The 18488-nt window shown below is 65.9% G+C and carries 13 protein-coding genes; 5 read left to right on the plus strand and 8 right to left on the minus strand.

The genetic code is table 11. The annotated features are described in order from the left end of the window. Positions 1 to 200: 200 nt before the first annotated feature. From H3H36_RS22860 to H3H36_RS22875, 4 genes are all read right to left on the minus strand, one after another. Entirely contained in the window at positions 201 to 803 is a 603-nt protein-coding gene (locus tag H3H36_RS22860; RefSeq protein ID WP_182220375.1) for a short chain dehydrogenase, read from the minus strand. Between the two features lie 244 nt (positions 804 to 1047). Then, positions 1048 to 2520, minus strand: a complete 1473-nt coding sequence (locus H3H36_RS22865) for an efflux transporter outer membrane subunit (protein WP_182220376.1) — start codon at positions 2518 to 2520, stop codon at positions 1048 to 1050. 48 nt (positions 2521 to 2568) lie between these two features. After that, a complete protein-coding gene (locus H3H36_RS22870) occupies positions 2569 to 4182 on the minus strand; it encodes a DHA2 family efflux MFS transporter permease subunit (RefSeq protein WP_182220377.1) in 1614 nt (537 codons plus the stop codon). Between the two features lie 12 nt (positions 4183 to 4194). After that, positions 4195 to 5352 carry an HlyD family secretion protein gene (locus H3H36_RS22875; protein ID WP_182220378.1) on the minus strand — a complete coding sequence of 386 codons (1158 nt, stop codon included), beginning with the start codon at positions 5350 to 5352 and terminating at the stop codon, positions 4195 to 4197. 128 nt (positions 5353 to 5480) lie between these two features. Here H3H36_RS22875 and H3H36_RS22880 point away from each other — a divergent pair, with 128 nt between their 5' ends. The 4 genes from H3H36_RS22880 (at position 5481) to H3H36_RS22895 (ending at position 10798) form a co-directional block, all read left to right on the plus strand. Continuing rightward, positions 5481 to 6206, plus strand: coding sequence for a TetR/AcrR family transcriptional regulator (locus H3H36_RS22880; protein ID WP_182220379.1), 726 nt, complete (start codon positions 5481 to 5483; stop codon positions 6204 to 6206). A gap of 55 nt (positions 6207 to 6261) precedes the next feature. Further along, positions 6262 to 6444: a hypothetical protein gene (locus tag H3H36_RS22885; RefSeq protein ID WP_182220427.1), complete on the plus strand. Its 183-nt coding sequence runs from the start codon at positions 6262 to 6264 to the stop codon at positions 6442 to 6444. 236 nt (positions 6445 to 6680) lie between these two features. Further along, a complete protein-coding gene (locus H3H36_RS27175) occupies positions 6681 to 8585 on the plus strand; it encodes a methyl-accepting chemotaxis protein (protein WP_229220059.1) in 1905 nt (634 codons plus the stop codon). Between the two features lie 347 nt (positions 8586 to 8932). Next, positions 8933 to 10798 (plus strand): methyl-accepting chemotaxis protein, encoded by a 1866-nt coding sequence (locus H3H36_RS22895; RefSeq protein WP_182220380.1) that lies wholly within the window; start codon positions 8933 to 8935, stop codon positions 10796 to 10798. Between the two features lie 16 nt (positions 10799 to 10814). On the opposite strand, the gene H3H36_RS22900 is transcribed toward H3H36_RS22895, so the two are convergent. From H3H36_RS22900 to aceE, 4 genes are all read right to left on the minus strand, one after another. Then, positions 10815 to 11276, minus strand: coding sequence for a cache domain-containing protein (locus H3H36_RS22900; protein ID WP_182220381.1), 462 nt, complete (start codon positions 11274 to 11276; stop codon positions 10815 to 10817). A gap of 184 nt (positions 11277 to 11460) precedes the next feature. Continuing rightward, on the minus strand, positions 11461 to 13239 hold the full coding sequence (gene lpdA / locus H3H36_RS22905) for a dihydrolipoyl dehydrogenase (protein WP_182220382.1): 1779 nt from the start codon (positions 13237 to 13239) through the stop codon (positions 11461 to 11463). A gap of 12 nt (positions 13240 to 13251) precedes the next feature. Further along, positions 13252 to 14919: a dihydrolipoyllysine-residue acetyltransferase gene (aceF, locus tag H3H36_RS22910; protein ID WP_182220383.1), complete on the minus strand. Its 1668-nt coding sequence runs from the start codon at positions 14917 to 14919 to the stop codon at positions 13252 to 13254. Positions 14920 to 14940: 21 nt separating this feature from the next. Then, positions 14941 to 17637 carry a pyruvate dehydrogenase (acetyl-transferring), homodimeric type gene (aceE, locus tag H3H36_RS22915; RefSeq protein WP_182220384.1) on the minus strand — a complete coding sequence of 899 codons (2697 nt, stop codon included), beginning with the start codon at positions 17635 to 17637 and terminating at the stop codon, positions 14941 to 14943. Positions 17638 to 18120: 483 nt separating this feature from the next. Between aceE and arsD the strand changes: the two genes are divergently transcribed. After that, positions 18121 to 18480, plus strand: coding sequence for an arsenite efflux transporter metallochaperone ArsD (gene arsD, locus H3H36_RS22920; RefSeq protein WP_182220385.1), 360 nt, complete (start codon positions 18121 to 18123; stop codon positions 18478 to 18480). Positions 18481 to 18488: the final 8 nt, after the last annotated feature.

The raw sequence follows: 18488 nt of genomic DNA on the forward strand, positions 1-18488 counted from the left end.
TACCGCTATACTTGCTCATACCAGCCTCCCTGTACGTAAGTTCAACTCGACATTGAATGCTTACTGTACCCCCGGCGTATGCCGGAGGGAGGTTGGCTAGATGATTATCAGGTCCGGCATCGCGCCACATTGGTGGCGCGATGCCGGACCTGACCCCGCTTTCCCCGCGCTTACCTGTGACCCAGCTTACCTGCCCCCGCTTACCAGACGCGGTATTCCTGCCCCGTCTCGGCGCCATCGACGCTGCGCGCGTAAGCCAGCGCCACGCGGCTGGCCTTGACCGGCTCGAAGCCGACAAAGAACGGGCCATACACGGGCATCGATTCTTCCAGCACGCTGGGGCTGACCAGGTTGATGCGCAAGCCGCGCCGCAGGTCGATGGCGGCGCCGCGCACGAAGCCGGCCAGCGCGCAGTTGACGGCGGCCGCGCTGCTGGCGTGGCGGATCAGCGGCCGGTCGCCGACGATGCCGCTGGTGAGGGTGATGGAGCCGCCATCGTTCAGGCAATGCTGGGCCACCATGGCTACGTTGACCTGCCCCATCAACTTGCTGTCCACGCCCACGCGGAATTCCTCGGGCGTGATGTCGGCGAATGGCACCAGCCGCAACGCGCCGGCGGCCACCACCACCTCCTCGACCTTGCCGACCTGCTCGAACAAGCGGCGCACCTGGGCAATATCCGATATGTCAGCCTGGTACTGGCCGCTGCTGGCGCCCACGGTGATGATGTCATGGCGCTGGCCCAGTTGTTCCACCACGGCCTTGCCAATGGTGCCGGCGGCACCGATAACGACGACTTTCATGGTCTTGCTCCTGTCTGAGTGAGTGAGAAGCGACAGTGTGACCACGAACCAATAATACAGAAATAGCCCCGCACTTAGATCATCCGAAACAAAAAGTTAGGAATGCGGATGGCGCAAGGGGATGGCAAGCAGCCGGCAAACGCATCGGGCCAGCGGCACATTTGCCGCTGGCCTCTTCCGCGTTTTCTTGGGGAGGGAGGGGAACCCGGATCGCGGCGCAGCAGCCAGGCCGCCGCGCCTTCGCTTACTGCGCCTTGGCGGCGGCGCCGGTGGACACGGCCGCCAATGCCGGCGACGGCTGCCAGCCGGCGCCCAGTGCGCGCGCCACGTTCACGGTGGCGAGCAGGCGCTGGGTGTTGATCTGCACGGCGGCGCGGTCGGCCGCCAGCGCGCTGCGCTGGGCGTCCGTCACGTCCAGGTAGGTCGACACGCCACGCTCGTAGCGGGCGCGCGCCACCAGGTAGGCGCGCGCGGCCGCCACTTGCGAGGCCGCTTGCGCCTGGCCCTGCAACTGGCGCTGCTCGGCGTCCGACAGCGCATCCTCCACTTCGCGCAGGGCCGTCAGCAGCTTGCTCTCGTGGTTGGCCACGGCTTCCTCGTAACGGGCCTTGGCCACGGCCAGGTTGGCCTTGTTGCGGCCACCGTCAAAAATTGGCAGCGACAGCGCCAGCGGGCCGACGCTGAACTGGCGCGCGGCGCCCTTGGACAGTTCGCGCAGGCTTTCGGAGGCGAAGCCGAAATTGCTGGTCAGCGACAGCGAAGGATAGAACGCCCCTTCGGCCACGCCGATCTGGGCGTTGGCCGCGCGCAGGCTGGCCACGCTGCCGGCCAGGTCGGGACGCTGGGCCAGCAGGCTGGCCGGCAGGCCGACGGGAATGGCGGGCGGCTGCGGCAGCGCGCCGGCGTTGTCGGCCGCCGGCAAGCGCATGGCCGATGGCGAGGCGCCCACCAGCGTGGCCAGGCTGTGTTCAAGCAGGTTGCGCTGGCGTTGTACTTCATGCAGGTCGGCCTGGGCATTGGCGCGCTCGATGCGGGCGCGCGACACATCCAGTTCATTCGACAGGCCGGCGTCGAAGCGGGCCGTGACCAGTTCCTCCGTTTCGCGGCGCGTGTCGAGCGCGCCCTTCAGGATCGCCATTTCCGCGTCCATGCCGCGCAACTGCCAGTAGGTGGTGGCCACTTGCGACGACAGCAGCAACAGCACGCCGTCGCGGTCCGCTTCGGCCGCCAGCGCTTGCGCGTCGGACGCTTCCACCAGGCGGCGCACGCGGCCCAGCAGGTCCACTTCATACGACATCGAGGCGCCCACCGTGTACTGGTTGCCCTTGATGGCGCGGCCGCCCAGCGCCAGCGCCTGCGACGTTTCGGCCGAAGTACGGGAGTTGGCGGCCGAGGTGCTCAGGTTCACGGACGGCGACTGGCTGGCGCGCGTCACGTCCGATTGCGCCTGCACTTGCAGCAGGCGCTGGCCGGCCGCCTTCACGCTGGGGTTGTCGCGCAGGGCCGTCTGCTCCAGGCGGTCCAGGGTGGCGTCGCCGAACACGGTCCACCACTGGGCCGGCAGATGCGCCTCGCTGGCGGCGCCGGGCGCCTGGTGGCGGAAGCTGGCGTCGGCCACGTTTTTTGGCGCGGCGAAGTCGCTGCCCACGGTGGCGCAGCCGGTCACGGCCAGCGCCACGGATGCGGCCAGGGTCAGGCGTTTGAATGCTGTGTACATGGCATTACCTCGAAATCAGTATAAATAGTATTGTTCTTTAATTGGAGCTTAATGCGCGCCACCACCGCCGCCGCTGGACGGGGCCTTGACCTTGTCGGAGAACCACAGCACGAAGATGCAGCCGATCAGCACCGCGCCCACGAGGAAGAAGCCGTCGTTGTAGGCCATCACATAAGCCTCGCGGCGCACGATGGAGTCGACCGCCTTGAGCGCCATGTCCGAGGCCGTGCTGGCGTCGATGCCCTTGGCGATGAAGGACTGGGTCAGCAGGTCCAGGCGCAGCTGGGTGGCGCTGGAGAAGCTGTTCACGGCTTCGCCCAGGCGCTGCGAGTGGAAGTGCTCGCGGGCGCTCAGGGCCGTGGCCAGCAGCGCGATGCCGATCGAGCCGCCCAGGTTGCGGGTCATGTTGATCAGGCTCGAGGCGGACGGCGTGTCCTTGGGCGCGATGCCGTTCATGGCGAAGTTCGACAGCGTCAGCATCACGAATGGCTGGCCGGCGGCGCGCACGATCTGCGAAATCAAGAGCTGATCATAGCCGGTGCTGGCATCCATGTAGGCGTTCATCAGGCAGGAGCCGCCGAACAGCAGCAGGCCGAACGTGCACAGGATGCGGTTGTCGACCTTGATCGACAGCTTGGCCACGAACGGCATGATGAACAGTTGCGGCAGGCCGGCCCACATGATCACTTCACCGATCTGCATCGGCGAGTAGCCGGCGATCTGGCCCAGGTACAGCGGCAGCAGGAACGAGGAACCATACAGGCCCATGCCCATGCAGGCCGACAGCGCGGTGGCGGCCACGAAGTTGCGCTGGCCGTACAGGCCCAGGTTGACGAAGGGCTGGGCGCGCATGGTGCTGGTGACCACCCAGCCCAGCAGGCCGACGATGGCCAGCGCGGCGAAGGTGACGATGAAGGCCGAGTCGAACCAGTCCTTGGAGTTACCCTCCTCGAGGAACACGGTCAGGCTGCCCAGGCCCAGGGCCATGAAGGCGATGCCCAGCCAGTCGGCGTTGAACAGCTGGTCCAGCTTGACCTTCTCGCGGTCCAGGCCATACGAGATGCCGCCGATCAGCAACAGGCCGGGCACCCAGTTGATGTAGAAGATGGAAGGCCAGCCATACAGCTCGCTCAGGTAGCCGCCCAGCGTCGGGCCCATGGACGGCGCCAGCGTGGCCGTCAGGCCGAAGATGGCCATGCCGGTGGCGCGCTTGGACGCGGGCAGCTTGGCCATCACCAGCGTCATGGCCATCGGGATCAGGGCGCCGCCCGTGAAGCCTTGCAGCATGCGGAAGCCGATCATGCTGGGCAGGTTCCAGGCCGAGCCGCACAGCGTGGAGAACACCAGGAACAGGGCCGTGGTGCCCATCATGTAGGCGCGCATGCCGAACACGCGCGCCATCAGCGCCGTCATCGGGATGATGATGATTTCCGCCACCAGGTAGGCGGTGGAGATCCACGAACCTTCCTCCTGGGTGGCCGACAGCGTGCCCAGGATGTCCTTGAGCGAGGAATTGGTGATCTGGATGTCGAGCACGGCCATGAAGGCCCCCAGCATGCCGGCCGCCACGGCCATCCAGGTGCGTGCCGAGACGTGTTCGCCCACCATGGGCGGGCCCAGCGGCTTGGCGCCGGGCGGCAGGGTTTGCGTGCTGCTCGTCATGGCCGGCGCTCCTTATTTCTGCGCCACGTTGGCGGCGGCAGGCTCGCCCCGGTTCACTTCCACTTCAGCCAGCGCCGACATGCCGGGCACCAGGCGGCCGCCCAGGGCCTTCACGTCCTCCGGCTTGAACACGATCTTGACCGGCACGCGCTGCACGATCTTGGTGAAGTTGCCGGTGGCGTTATCGGCTGGCAGCAGCGCGAACTGGGCGCCCGAGGCTGGCGAGAAGCTCTCCACCTGGCCCACCAGGGTCTTGCCGGGAATGGCGTCGATCGTCACTTTCACGGGCTGGCCGGTGCGCAGGTCGGCCAGCTGGGTTTCCTTGAAGTTGGCCGTCACCCACACGTTGTCCTGCACGATGGCCGTCAGCTGCTGGCCGGGCTGGACGCGCTGGCCCACTTCCACGGCGCGCTTGCCGATGCGGCCCGTGACGGGCGCCACGATCTGGTTGTAGGCCAGTTGCTGCTGGGCGTCCTTGAGCTGCACGCGCAGCACCTTGATCTGGGCCTTGAGCACGTCGCGCGCGGCCGTGGCGGCGCCGATGTTGGCCTTGGCGGCGGCGGCGCTGTCGCGGCGCGCGGCCAGGTCGGCCACGGCGCTGGCGCGGCCGGCGTTGGCGGCGTCCAGTTCAGCCTTGGAGACGGCCTTCATCTGGCTGTTATACAGCTGGCCGAAGCGCTCGGCGTCCTGCCTGGCGCGCACCAGCTGGGCTTCCGACTGGGCCACCTGGGCGGCGGCGGCGCTGGCCTGGGCCTGCACTTGGGCGATCTGGGCGTCGGACTGGCCCACCTGCTGTTCGGTGGTGGCGATCTGGGCCTCGATCTGCTCGACCTTGGTGCGCTGGTCGAACGGGTCCAGTTCGGCGATCACGTCGCCTTCGTGCACCAGCTGGTTATCTTCAATCATCACGCGCGTGACGACGCCGGCAATGCGCGACGACACCGGATGCACATGGCCCGTCACATAGGCATTTTCCGTCTCGACGAAATAATGGCTGCGGTACCACATGCGGCCGCCGCCGGCCAGCGCGGCCAGGGCCACCAGGCCAGCCACGACCAGCACGCGGCGGTTGGGCTGGGGAGCGGCCGGGGCGGGGCCGGAGACGCCCGAGTTTGCGCCGGGTACGGCGTTGAGCACTTTTTGTTCTGCTTCGGTGTGCAGGTTGGACATGGGACGCTCCAGAAATGAAATTGGGTAGGAGCATTATTGGTCAAGTTTTGGGCAAAGTCAAGAAATGAAACGATTGCATTTCATTTTAATTTGGACTACATTATCGGCATCGACTACCATTGCGTCCCATGAAGATTTCCGCCCCCACCGCCCTGGAACCGGACAGCGTCCAGCTCGATCGCGCCGCCAACGACGCCAGCGACCATCAGTGCCTCGGCAAGACGGCCGGCCGCCCGCGCGCGGCCGACAAGCAGGCCCGGCTGGAGAGCTTGCTGCACACGGCGGCCTGTCTGTTCCTGGAAAAAGGCTACAGCAAGGTCAGCCTGGAAATGATCGCCCGCGAAGCCCACGTGGCCGTGCGCACCATTTATGTGAAGTTCGGCGGCAAGGCCGGCTTGCTGAACGCCGTCATCGCCGAAGGCCGGGCCCGCTTCTTCGCCGGCATGAGCAGCATGGACACGGACACCCGCCCCATGGAGGAAGTGCTGGCCGATTTCGGGCTGCGCTTCCTGGGCCTGGTGTCGGCGCCCGCCTTCGTCAAGCTGCACCGCATGGTGATCGCCGAAGCGCACACCACGCCGGAACTGGCCACCACCTTCAACCAGGCCGGTCCGCAACAGACGCGCGAACAACTGTCGCGCTTTTTCGCCCGGCCCGAGATCAAGGCCCAGCTGCGCACCGAAGTGCCGCACGAAGCGCTGGCCGTGCACCTGATTAACTGCCTGCTGGGCGACCAGTTGAGCCGCGTGCTGTTCGCCGCCGACGCGCCGCCCACGCCCGAAGAAAACCAGCGCCGCGTGGCCCGGGGGCTGGACCTGTTCCTCAACGGCGTACGGCGCCCCGCGCGCGACTGACGCTGCAAAACATTATATTTTGCGCCATACTATCTCTTTACCAACAGGAGACAGCATGAGCAAGTCGAATCGTCTTGAGTGGAGCAGGCAGGTGGCGCAATTGAACGAGCGCATCAAGGGATTCCAGGCCAACCCTGACCAGGAACAGCTGGAGGCGGCCATCGCCGAGCTGCGCGCCTATGCCGAGGCGGCCCGCAACGGCGGCATCGAAATCCCCGCCCGATTCATCGCCAACTGAGCACACCGCCCCACCGCCCCGTGCCGCCCCGGCACGGGCGCCACCGCGCCTTGCGGACAAAAAGCAACACCAAGTCCCGCCCTGCCCCCGCGCGCTCCAGCAAGCCGTTCAACCAGTCGAACGACTTCCATGGTCATGTTGATGATCGTCAAATATGAGCGTATAAAAGTAACATTCACCGCGGCCAGCCGGCCGCCCCGCCGCCTGTAGAGAGCCATTCAACGGAGAGCACCACCATGCATTTCTTGCAGCGCATGCGCTTGTGGCAACGGTTCGCCCTGCTGGGCATCATCGGCATCCTGCTGGTGGCGCCGCCGCTCTACCTGTACCTGGAAGGCGCCAACAAGGACATCGCTTTCTCCAGTACCGAGCAAGATGGCCTGGCGCCCGGCAGCGCCGCGCTCACGCTGCTGCAAAAGACCCAGCAGCACCGGGGCCTGTCGGCCGCCTACCTGGGCAACGGCCAACTGGCCAGCGAGCGCGCCGCCAAGGAAGCGGAAGTCAATGTGGCGCTGGCCGCCGTCGTCCAGTCGCTCAAGGGCAGCGGCCGCGACATCGACGCCTCGCTGGACGCCATCCGCCAGGCCTGGGACAGCCTGGCCAAAGGCGTGGCCGCACGCACCATCACGCCGGCCGACAGCCTGCAGCGCCATGCGGCCCAGTCCGACCGGGTGCTGATGCTGATCGAACAGGTGGCCGACCACTACGGCCTGTCGCTCGATCCGGACGCCGATACCTACTACCTGATGCGGGCCGTGTACTTCGACCTGCCGCAGGAGACGGAATACCTGGGCCGCACCCGCGCCAAGGCCACCGCCCACCTGGCGTCGCGCCAGATCGATGCGGAGGGCCGCTCCACGCTGTACAGCCTGATGGCGCAAAGCGAGCTCTACTCCAACCTGGCCGGGCGCACGCTGGGCAAGGCCTACGCCGCCAACGGCGCGCTGCGCCAGGCGCTGGACCAGGACGCGACGGCCGCCAGCACCATGGCCGCCAACGCCCTCGGCGTCAGCCGCACCAAGGTGGCCGCCGCCGACACGCTGACGCTGCCAGCGGCCGACTACCTGGACCTGATGACGCGCACCATCGACCAGCAATTCAAGACCGCGTTCCATGCCAAGGACCAGCTCGACCAGCTGGTGGCGGCCCGCGTGGCCAGGCTGCGCAGCACCCGCAACCTGCTGGCCGGCGTGGTGGCGTCCATCGCCCTGCTGGCCGCGTTCGCCGGCTGGGCCATCAGTGTCAGCCTGATCCGCCAACTGGGCGGCGAGCCGGCCTACGTGGCCGACATGCTGGCCAAGGTGGCCAGCGGCGACCTGCGCGCCAGCATCCAGGTCCGGCACAACGACCGCAACAGCATCGTCTACTGCCTGAAAGCGATGGTCGAGCGGCTGTCGGCCGTGGTGGCCGAAGTGCGCGGCGGAGCCGAGGCGCTGGCCAACGCTTCCAACCAGGTCAGCAGCACGGCCCAGGCCCTGTCGCAATCGACCAGCGAGCAGGCGGCCGGCGTCGAGCAGACCAGCGCCTCGGTGGAACAGATGACGGCCTCGATCGCCCAGAATACGGAAAACGCCAAGGTCACGGACGACATCGCGTCGCGCGCGGCCACCGAGGCCGGCGAAGGGGGCGAAGCCGTGCGCTCGACCATGCAGGCCATGCAGCAGATCGCCAAGAAGATCGCCATCATCGACGACATCGCCTACCAGACCAATCTGCTGGCGCTGAACGCGGCCATCGAGGCGGCCCGCGCGGGCAGCCACGGCAAGGGCTTCGCCGTGGTGGCGGCCGAGGTCCGCAAGCTGGCCGAACGCAGCCAGGTGGCGGCCCAGGAAATCGAATCCGTGGCCAGCGGCAGCGTGGCGCTGGCGGAACGGGCCGGCGGCCTGCTGAACCAGATCGTGCCCAACATCAGCAAGACATCGCAGCTGGTGCAACAGATCACGCAGGCATCGGCCGAGCAAACGACGGGGGTACGCCAGATCAACGTGGCCATCAACCAGTTGAGCCAGAGCACCCAGCAGAACTCGGCCAGCTCCGAGGAGCTGGCCTCCACGGCCGAGGAAATGAGCAGCCAGGCCGAGGAACTGCACCAGACCATGTCATTTTTCAAGGTGGGGCCCGCGGCGCTGCGGGCGGCCTGACACGCGAGGCAAAAAGGCGACATGGCGCGCGCAATCGCGCCCCCTGCGGGCGCGGGCGAGTGGTCGAGCCACAAGAAAACTTGTGTTGAATTCGGTCAAGTTTGATAGTATAAAAGTGATAGTCACCTCATCCAGCTAGCCGCACCGGACACTCCGGACGGCCATCTGACCGGAAGGAGAGGCCCATGGATTTCTTCCTGCGACATCGTCATCGCTGGCGACGACACGCCGCACCGCCGCCGTTCCCCCAGGCGAATTGATCACGGCCTGACACGGCTTTCCCTTTTTGGTACCGGCCACCGCGCCAGCGCGCGGTGCGGGATCGGTCGTCCCCGCAGGAGAGCATCATGCGCAGCAGATTGTCCATCAAGCAGATTTTCACCGGATTTTTCGTCATCACCCTCACCCTCTCGGGCCTCAGCCTGTGGGCCTTGTCCCAGATCGCATCGCGCCAGGCCGAATCGACCCGCGCCAGCGAAGCGCGCTACCAATCCTACCTGCTGGCCGACGAACTGCGCCAAAGCTCGGACGATCTGACCCGGCTGGCACGCACCTACGTGGTCACGGGCGATCCACGCTACGAGCAACAGTACATGGACATCCTGGCCATCCGCAACGGCGCCAAGCCGCGGCCCCAGCACTACGAGCGCATCTACTGGGACTTCATCGCGGCCGGCATGGACAAGCCCACGCCCGATGGCGAGACCGTGGCGCTGGCCGACCTGATGAAAAAGGCCGGCTTCACCGACGCCGAGTTCGCCAAGCTCAAGCAGGCGCAGGCGAATTCGGACGGCCTGGTCAAGACCGAAGTGATCGCCATGAACGCCGTCAAGGGCTTGTTCGACGATGGCACCGGCAAATTCACCAGGAAGGGCGAGCCGGATCTGGAGATGGCGCGCCGCATCATGCACGACGCCGAGTACCACAAGAACAAGGCCAGGATCATGCAGCCGGTGAATGAATTCCTCACCATCCTCGACCAGCGCACCGGCGAGGCGGTGGACGCGGCGGCGGCCGGCGCCCGCCATGCCTACCTGCTGGCCATCAGCCTGCTGGTGCTGTCGGTGGCCGCCTCGCTGGTCGGGCTGTACTTCGTGTACCGCCATATCCGCAACAGCATCCGCAGCGCCGTGGGCTGCGCGGAAATGATCGCCGCCGGCGACCTGACGGGCCACATCGACGCGCAGGGCAGCGACGAGGTGGGCCTGCTGATGCGGGCCATGGACACCATCAACAACAACCTGGCGCGCATGATAGGTGACATCCGCAGCAGCACCGACGAGATGACGACCGCCACCCATGAAATCGCGCTGGGCAATGCGGACCTGTCGGCCCGCACCGAGGCGCAAGCCAGTTCGCTGGAGGAGACGGCCAGTTCGATGGAGGCCCTGACGGGGACGGTCACCCAGAACGCCGGCCACGCGCGCGAAGCCAACGAACTGGCCGCCAGCGCCTCCACGGTGGCGGCCCAGGGTGGCGAAGTGGTGGCCCAGGTGGTGCAGACCATGGGCGCCATCAAGGACAGCTCGGGCAAGATCGTCGACATCATCGGCGTGATCGACGGCATCGCGTTCCAGACCAATATCCTGGCCCTGAACGCGGCCGTGGAGGCGGCGCGTGCCGGCGAACAGGGACGCGGCTTCGCCGTGGTGGCGTCGGAAGTGCGCAGCCTGGCCCAGCGCAGCGCGGCGGCGGCCAAGGAGATCAAGGCCCTGATCAACGATTCCGTGGAGCGGGTGGACACGGGCAGCAAGCTGGTGAACGACGCCGGCCAGACCATGGACCAGATCGTGCAATCGGTGCGCCAGGTGGCCGACATCCTGGTCGAGATCACGGCCGCCAGCCAGGAGCAAAGCACCGGCATCACGGAAGTGAACGCGGCCATCACGCAGATGGACAGCATCACCCAGCAGAACGCGGCGCTGGTGGAACAGGCGGCGGCGGCGGCCGAGAGCCTGCAGGAACAGGCGCAGGCGCTGGCCCATGCCGTGAGCATCTTCCATGTGCCCGGCGGTGCCCATGCGGCGCCCACGCGGCCCGCGCTGGCGCCGGCCAAAGCACCCGCGCCTGCCGCCGCGCCAGTCGCGGCGCCTCGCCCGCGTCCCGTGCTCAAGCCGGTGCCACGCGCGCCCGCGCCGCAACTGGCGGCCAAGCCGGCCAAGGCGGCCAGCAAGGCGCACAGCGCGCCCGCCGACGAGTGGGAGGAATTCTAGTGGCGGCCGGTCGCGCTTATTTGTAGATGCCGGAGCCGACGATCAGATCGCCGCTACGCTCAACATAACCGGCTTTCAGGTCGACCTGTTTGGTGATGGGATTGGGCCACTTGTATTCGACCCAGCCCTTGCCTGCCGGTCCGCTGGCCGTTTCGATGAAGCTCTTGACGATGTACTTGCCCTCGCCGTCGCGCAGCTCGAGCAGGTTGCGCCCGACCATCTTGGGATTGACGCCGTGCGCCACGGCCACGCCCTTCATGTCGTACACGTAGACATACAGGTCGCGATCGTGGAAGGTGGTGTTGGCGGGGTTGGCGAATTCGGCGAACGCCTTGTCCTTGCCGTGATCCTTGATGTAGGCGATGGCCTTCTGGGTCATGGCGACGGCTTCGGCCGCCGTGCCTTTCTCGGCGGCGCCGGCTGGCGCCAGCGCGCATAAGGACGCGCCGAGAATGGCGCAGCTGAGCAGGGTTTTCATATGATGTCTCCGTGGTTGGTCTGATTATTCTGCAGGGGAGCCCGCGAGCTACCAGCATGCAGTATCGGAGAAAATCGCCAGCTTGTCGTCCGTAGAAATACGGAGTGACGGCTGGGCCACGGCGCCGGATCGACGAAAAAAAGCCGGGAACCAGTCCCGGCTTTCGTGTTGCCCGCTGTCCGCCTTAGCGCTTGCGCGGCGGCGGCAGATCGGTGCAGCTGCCTTCGTACACTTCGGCGGCCATGCCGATCGACTCGCCCAGCGTCGGGTGCGGGTGGATGGTCTTGCCGATGTCGGTGCCGTCGCAACCCATCTCGATGGCCAGCGCGATCTCGCCGATCATGTCGCCGGCGTGCGTGCCGACCATGGTGCCGCCGATGATGCGGTGCGTCTCGGCGTCGAACAGCAGCTTGGTGAAGCCTTCGGCGCGGCCATTGGCCACGGCGCGGCCGCTCGCGGCCCACGGGAAGTGGCCCTTCTCGACCTTGATGCCCTTGGCCTTGGCTTCGTCTTCCGTGATGCCGGCCCACGCCACTTCCGGATCGGTGTAGGCCACCGACGGAATCACCTTGACGTCGAAGTGCGACTTCTGGCCCACGGCCGCTTCGGCCGCCACGTGCGCCTCATGCACCGCCTTGTGCGCCAGCATGGGCTGGCCCACCAGGTCGCCGATGGCGAAGATGTTGGGCACGTTGGTGCGCATCTGGCTGTCGACCGGGATGAAGCCGCGGTCCGTCACCACCACGCCGGCCTTGTCGGCGGCGATTTTCTTGCCGTTCGGGCTGCGGCCCACGGCCACCAGCACCAGGTCGTACAGCTGCGGCGCAGGCGCCGTGGCACCGGCTTCGGCGGCCTCGAAGGTGACCTTGATCCCTTCCGGCAGCGCTTCCACCGCGACCGTCTTGGTCTTGGTCATGATGTTGTCGAAGCGCGCTTCGTTGTACTTCTGCCAGACCTTGACGGCGTCGCGGTCGGCGCCCTGCATCAGGCCGTCCATCATTTCGACGACGTCGATGCGGGCACCGAAGGTCGAATAGACGGTCGCCATTTCCAGGCCGATGATGCCGCCGCCGATGACCAGCATGCGTTTCGGGATCTGGCGCAGTTCCAGCGCGCCGGTCGAATCGACGATGCGCGGATCTTCCGGCACGAACGGCAGCTTCACCACCGACGAACCGGCGGCGATGATGGCCTGCTTGAACTGCACCACCTTCTTGCTGCCATCCTTGGCCGTCACTTCGATATGGTTCGCGCTCAGGAACTGGCCCACGCCCACCACCACCTGCGTCTTGCGGGCCTTGGCCATGCCGGCCAGGCCGCCGGTCATGTTCTTGATCACACCTTCCTTGTACTTGCGCACCTGGTCGATGTCGATGGTCGGCTTGGCGAAGGTGACGCCGGTCTTGGCCATGTGCGCCGTCTCGTCGATCACGGACGCCACGTGCAGCAGCGCCTTGGACGGGATGCAACCGACGTTCAGGCACACGCCGCCCAGCGTTTCGTAACGCTCGACGATAACGGTGTTCAGGCCCAGGTCGGCCGCGCGGAAGGCGGCCGAGTAGCCGCCAGGGCCGCCGCCCAGCACCATCATGTCGCAGTCGATATCAACAGCGCCGGTGTAGCTGCCGCCGATCGGCGCCACGGCCGGGGTGGCGCTCGGTGCGGGTGCGGGGGCTGCGGCGGCAGGTGCCGGCGCGGCGGCGGCTGCAGGTGCTGCTGCCGCGCCATTCGCTTCCACGATCAGCAGCAGGCTGCCTTCGTTGACCTTGTCGCCCGCCTTGACCTTGAGTTCCTTGACCACGCCGGCGTGGGTCGAAGGGATCTCCATGCTGGCCTTGTCCGACTCCACCGTCGCCAGCGACTGGTCGACCTTGATGGTATCGCCCACCTTGACCATCACCTCGATCACTTCCACATCCTTGAAGTCGCCGATGTTCGGTACTTTCACTTCCACAGTGCTCATAGATCGCTCCCCTTACAGCAGAATTTTGCGCATGTCGGCCAGCACTTCGCCCAGGTACACGGCGAAGCGCGCGCCCATGGCGCCGTCGATCACGCGGTGATCGTAGGACAGCGAGGTGCCCATCATCAGGCGCGGCTGGAAGGCCTTGCCATCCCACACCGGCTTGATCGAAGCCTTGGACAGGCCCAGGATCGCCACTTCCGGCGCGTTCACGATAGGCGTGAAGTGCGTGCCGCCGATGCCGCCCAGCGAGGAGATGGTGAAGCTGGCGCCCTGCATGTCGGTCGGTTTGAGCTTGCCTTCGCGCGCCTGCGCGGACAGTTCGGCCATTTCCTTGGCGATCTGCGCCACGCCCTTCTTGTCGGCGTCCTTGATCACGGGGACCACCAGGCCGTTTGGCGTGTCGGCCGCGAAGCCGATGTTGTAGTACTGCTTGAGGATCAGGTTCTCGCCCTTCTCGTCGAGCGAGGCGTTAAAGGCCGGGAACTTCTTGAGCGCGGCCACGGATGCCTTGATCACGAAGGCCAGCATGGTCAGCTTGGCGGCGTCCTTGTTCTTGGCGTTGGCGGCGTTCGATTCGACGCGGAATGCTTCCAGGTCGGTCACGTCGGCTTCGTCGAACTGCGTCACGTGCGGGATCATCACCCAGTTGCGGTGCAGGTTCGGGCCGCTGATCTTCTTGATGCGCGACAGCGGCAGCAGCTCGGTGGCGCCGAACTTGCTGAAGTCCAGCGACGGCCATGGCAGCAGGTCCAGGCCCACGCCGGTGCCGCCGGCGGCAGGCTTGGCGGCGCCGGCTGGCGCGGCCACGGTGCCCGCCATCACGCCCTTGACATAGCTTTGCACGTCGAGCTGGGTGATGCGGCCTTTCGGGCCGGTGCCAGGCACCAGGCCCAGGTCCACGCCCAGTTCACGGGCGAACTTGCGGATCGACGGCGATGCGTGCGACAGCTTGCCCGTCACCACAGAACCGGCCGAGGCGGCAGGCGCAGCGGCGGCGGCAGGAGCGGCGACCGCAGGTGCGGCAGGCGCGCTGGCCGCTGCGGGTGCGGCGGCGGCTGGTGCAGCTGCAGCAACGGCGGCCGGTGCGGCGCCGCCGGTTGCATCGACCACCAGCACCAGCGAACCTTCAGCGACCTTGTCGCCCACCTTGACCTTGATTTCCTTGACCACGCCGGCGTGGCTGGACGGGATCTCCATGCTGGCCTTGTCCGATTCCACGGTGATCAGCGACTGGTCCACCTTGACCGTATCGCCAACCTTGACCATCACTTCGATCACTTCCACTTCCTTGAAGTCGCCGATGTCCGGCACCTTCACTTCGACCGGGCCGGCCGCAGCGGCTGGCGCGGCGGCGGGTGCCGGGGCTGCGGCTGGTGCAGCGGCAGCTGGCGCGGGCGCGGCGGCCGGCGCGGCGGCCGGCGCAGGAGCAGCACCGGCGCCGTCAGCTTCCACCAGCAACAGCAGCGAGCCTTCGGCCACCTTGTCGCCCACCTTGACCTTGATCTCCTTGATCACGCCGGCCTGGCTGGAGGGGATCTCCATGCTGGCCTTGTCCGATTCCACGGTCACCAGCGACTGATCGACCTTGATCGTATCGCCCACCTTGACCATCAATTCAATGACTTCGACTTCCTTGAAATCGCCGATATCCGGGACTTTGACTTCCACAATGCTCATAGCGTTTGCTCCGTATTCTGTTTATTGGGTCACCGGATTTGGCTTGTTGGCGTCGATGCCATACTTGGCGATCGCCTGCTCCACCACGGACACGTCGATCTTGCCTTCTTCGCTCAGCGACTTCAGCGCGGCGACCGTGATGTAGTAACGGTTCACCTCGAAGAACTCACGCAGCTTGGCGCGGCTGTCGGAGCGGCCGAAACCGTCCGTGCCCAGCACGCGGTAGGTGCGGTTCTTCGGCACGTAGGCGCGGATCTGTTCCGCGAAGGCGCGCATGTAGTCGGTGGTGGCGATGATCGGGCCATCGGTGCCTTGCAGGCATTCGGTGGCGTACGGCACGCGTTGCGTCTTGCCCGGGTTGACCAGGTTCCAGCGCTCGCAGTCCTGGCCATCGCGGGCCACCAGCGTGAGCGACGGAGCGGACCACACGTCGGCGGCGATGTTCCAGTCGTTCTTCAGCAGTTCGGCGGCGAACATCGATTCGCGCAGGATGGTGCCCGAGCCGATCAGCTGCACGCGCTGCTTGGCCGACTTGTCGCCTTCCTGCAGCAGGTACATGCCCTTCAGGATGCCCGCTTCCTGGCCAGCCTTCAGGCCTGGGTGCGGGTAGTTCTCGTTCATGATGGTGATGTAGTAGAACACGTCTTCCTGTTCCGCCACCATGCGGCGCAGGCCATCCTGGATGATGACCGCCACTTCATGCGAGAAGGTCGGATCGTACGGTACGCAGTTGGGGATGGTGGCCGCGATGATGTGGCTGTGGCCATCCTCGTGCTGCAAGCCTTCGCCATTCAGCGTGGTGCGGCCGGCGGTACCGGCCATCAGGAAGCCGCGGGCGCGCATGTCGCCTGCCGCCCAGGCCAGGTCGCCGATACGCTGCATGCCGAACATCGAGTAGAAGGTGTAGAACGGCACCATCACGCGGTTGTTGGTGGAGTACGACGTGGCCGCCGCGATCCACGAACTCATGCCGCCCGCCTCGTTGATGCCCTCTTGCAGGATCTGGCCGGCCTTGTCCTCGCGGTAGTACATCACCTGGTCCTTGTCGACCGGCTCGTACAACTGGCCTTGCTGGTTGAAGATACCGATCTGGCGGAACAGGCCTTCCATGCCGAAGGTACGCGACTCGTCGACCAGGATAGGCACCACGCGCTGGCCCAGATTAGGGTCTTTCAGCAGCGAGGTGATGATACGCACGTAGGCTTGCGTGGTCGAGATTTCACGGCCTTCCGGGGTCGCGTCCAGCACGTTCTGGAACGTCGACAGCGCCGGCACCGGCAAGGACTCCTCGGCCTTCTCGCGGCGCTGCGGCAGGTAGCCGCCCAGCGCGGCGCGGCGCTCGTGCAGGTATTTCATTTCCGGCGAATCCTCGGCCGGCTTGAAGAACGGGATCTCGGCCAGCTTGTCGTCCGGGATAGGCAGCGCGAAGCGGTCGCGCATTTCGCGGATGGCCGCGTCGTCCAGCTTCTTGGTCTGGTGCGCCGTGTTGCGCGCCTCGCCCGACTTGCCCATGCCGAAGCCCTTGACGGTCTTCACCAGGATCACGGTCGGCTGGCCCTTGTGTTCCTGCGCGACCTTGAAGGCGGCGTAGATCTTGTGCGGATCGTGGCCGCCGCGGGTCAGGCGCCAGATGTCGTCGTCGGTCATGTTGGCGACCATTTCCAGCAGCTTCGGATGCTTGCCGAAGAAGTGCTTGCGCACGTAAGCGCCATCCTTGGCCTTGTAGTTCTGGTATTCGCCGTCCACGGTTTCCATCATCACGCGCTGCAGGATGCCGTCCTTGTCGCGCGCCAGCAGCTCGTCCCAGCCCGGGCCCCAGATGACCTTGACGACGTTCCAGCCGGCGCCGCGGAAGTCCGCTTCCAGTTCCTGGATGATCTTGCCGTTGCCGCGCACCGGGCCGTCCAGGCGCTGCAGGTTGCAGTTGACGACGATGACCAGGTTGTCCAGCTGTTCGCGGGCGGCCATGCCGATGGCGCCCATCGATTCCGGTTCATCCATCTCGCCGTCGCCGCAGAAGGCCCACACTTTGCGCTCGGCCGTGTCGGCGATGGAGCGGGCATGCAGGTACTTCAGGAAGCGCGCCTGGTAGATCGCCATCAGCGGGCCCAGGCCCATGGACACGGTGGGGAACTGCCAGAACTTGGGCATCAGTTTCGGGTGCGGGTACGACGACAGGCCCTTGCCATCGACTTCGCGGCGGAAGTTCAGCAGTTGCTCTTCGGTCAGGCGGCCTTCCAGGAAGGCGCGCGCGTAGATGCCGGGCGAGGAGTGACCCTGGATGTACAGCAGGTCGCCGCCGTGGGTGTCGCTGGGGGCTTTCCAGAAGTGGTTGAAGCCGATGCCCAGCATGTTGGCCAGCGAAGCGAAGCTCGACAGGTGGCCGCCCAGGTCGCCGTCAGCGCGGTTGGCCTTGACCACCATCGCCATCGCGTTCCAGCGCATGTACGAGCGCAGGCGCTCTTCCAGTTCCAGGTTGCCGGGGCAATGGGCTTCCTGGTGTTGCGGGATGGTGTTCACGTAGGCCGTGTTGGCGGAGAACGGGATGTGGGCGCCGCGGCGGCGCGCCAGGTCCACCAGGCGCTCCATCAGGTAGTGCGCGCGATCCGGACCCTCTTGCTCGAGCACCGCTTCCAGTGCGTCCAGCCATTCTTTCGTTTCCTGCGAATCAGGGTCGATGGCGGTGAGCGCCGTTACCTGGTCAAGTTGAGCTGACATGTATGAAGTCTCCTGTGTGAATGCCTGGATCCAGGGATCGCCGGCGGACGGTACTGCGCTGATTATTTACCAATACGACAATTTAGTGGGTAGATTCTAACAGCACTTCCACGCTTTTTCAAATAGCGATATGAGTTTTTATAATGTGAAATTCAATGTCGTTTTTTGCCACGCTGGGTGCTGCATTGCAGCACGACCGTGCGCCGGAAAGGTCGCGGAAAATGGGAAAGAAAGCGCGCCACTAAAGGCGGCGTGCGAAAGCTGGGGGATTTTCTCAAAAAGACTTGACAGTCAGGATTAAGGTGCTATAGCAGCGAGCGCATGCATGGCCGCTTATCGCATGCTGCGCGCGCATTGAACCCTTCCTTGCGTTGCCGCTATATGAATCGCAGCGAGAAGAAGCTAAGCTCAAACGGGAATGGGATTGCATCGGCTCATTGATGGCCAGACATATTCAAACGCACGACCTTGAAAGGATCAACCATGGCAACCATACAGATTTTCGACCCCGCGCTGTGCTGCAGCAGCGGCGTGTGCGGCGTGGACGTCGACCAGGCGCTGGTGGGCTTCGCCGCCGACGCGGACTGGGCCAAGGCGAACGGCGCGCAGCTTGAGCGCTTCAACCTGGCGCAGCAACCGCTGGCATTCGCGCAGAACCCGACCGTCAAGGCGTTCCTGGAGCGCTCCGGCGCCGACGCGCTGCCCTTGATCCTGGTCGATGGTGAAGTGGCGCTGGCTGGCCGCTACCCCAGCCGGGCCGAACTGGGCCGCTGGGCCGGCATCGCCGCCGCTGGCGCGCCGCCGGCGCAAGGCGGCCGCTGCTCCGGCGGCCGCTGCTGCTGAACGGAGGG

It is taken from the genome of Rugamonas fusca (genome assembly GCF_014042365.1).
Lineage (GTDB): Bacteria > Pseudomonadota > Gammaproteobacteria > Burkholderiales > Burkholderiaceae_D > Rugamonas > Rugamonas fusca.

What these genes read in the sequence shown, in the direction of transcription:
- H3H36_RS22880 (WP_182220379.1), top strand. Translation starts at nt 5,481, where the DNA reads ATGAAGATTTCCGCCCCCACCGCCCTGGAACCGGACAGCGTCCAGCTC.
- H3H36_RS22875 (WP_182220378.1), bottom strand. Translation starts at nt 5,352, where the DNA reads ATGTCCAACCTGCACACCGAAGCAGAACAAAAAGTGCTCAACGCCGTA.
- H3H36_RS22865 (WP_182220376.1), bottom strand. Translation starts at nt 2,520, where the DNA reads ATGTACACAGCATTCAAACGCCTGACCCTGGCCGCATCCGTGGCGCTG.
- H3H36_RS22870 (WP_182220377.1), bottom strand. Translation starts at nt 4,182, where the DNA reads ATGACGAGCAGCACGCAAACCCTGCCGCCCGGCGCCAAGCCGCTGGGC.
- lpdA (WP_182220382.1), bottom strand. Translation starts at nt 13,239, where the DNA reads ATGAGCACTGTGGAAGTGAAAGTACCGAACATCGGCGACTTCAAGGAT.
- H3H36_RS22900 (WP_182220381.1), bottom strand. Translation starts at nt 11,276, where the DNA reads ATGAAAACCCTGCTCAGCTGCGCCATTCTCGGCGCGTCCTTATGCGCG.
- arsD (WP_182220385.1), top strand. Translation starts at nt 18,121, where the DNA reads ATGGCAACCATACAGATTTTCGACCCCGCGCTGTGCTGCAGCAGCGGC.
- aceE (WP_182220384.1), bottom strand. Translation starts at nt 17,637, where the DNA reads ATGTCAGCTCAACTTGACCAGGTAACGGCGCTCACCGCCATCGACCCT.
- H3H36_RS22885 (WP_182220427.1), top strand. Translation starts at nt 6,262, where the DNA reads ATGAGCAAGTCGAATCGTCTTGAGTGGAGCAGGCAGGTGGCGCAATTG.
- aceF (WP_182220383.1), bottom strand. Translation starts at nt 14,919, where the DNA reads ATGAGCATTGTGGAAGTCAAAGTCCCGGATATCGGCGATTTCAAGGAA.
- H3H36_RS27175 (WP_229220059.1), top strand. Translation starts at nt 6,681, where the DNA reads ATGCATTTCTTGCAGCGCATGCGCTTGTGGCAACGGTTCGCCCTGCTG.
- H3H36_RS22895 (WP_182220380.1), top strand. Translation starts at nt 8,933, where the DNA reads ATGCGCAGCAGATTGTCCATCAAGCAGATTTTCACCGGATTTTTCGTC.
- H3H36_RS22860 (WP_182220375.1), bottom strand. Translation starts at nt 803, where the DNA reads ATGAAAGTCGTCGTTATCGGTGCCGCCGGCACCATTGGCAAGGCCGTG.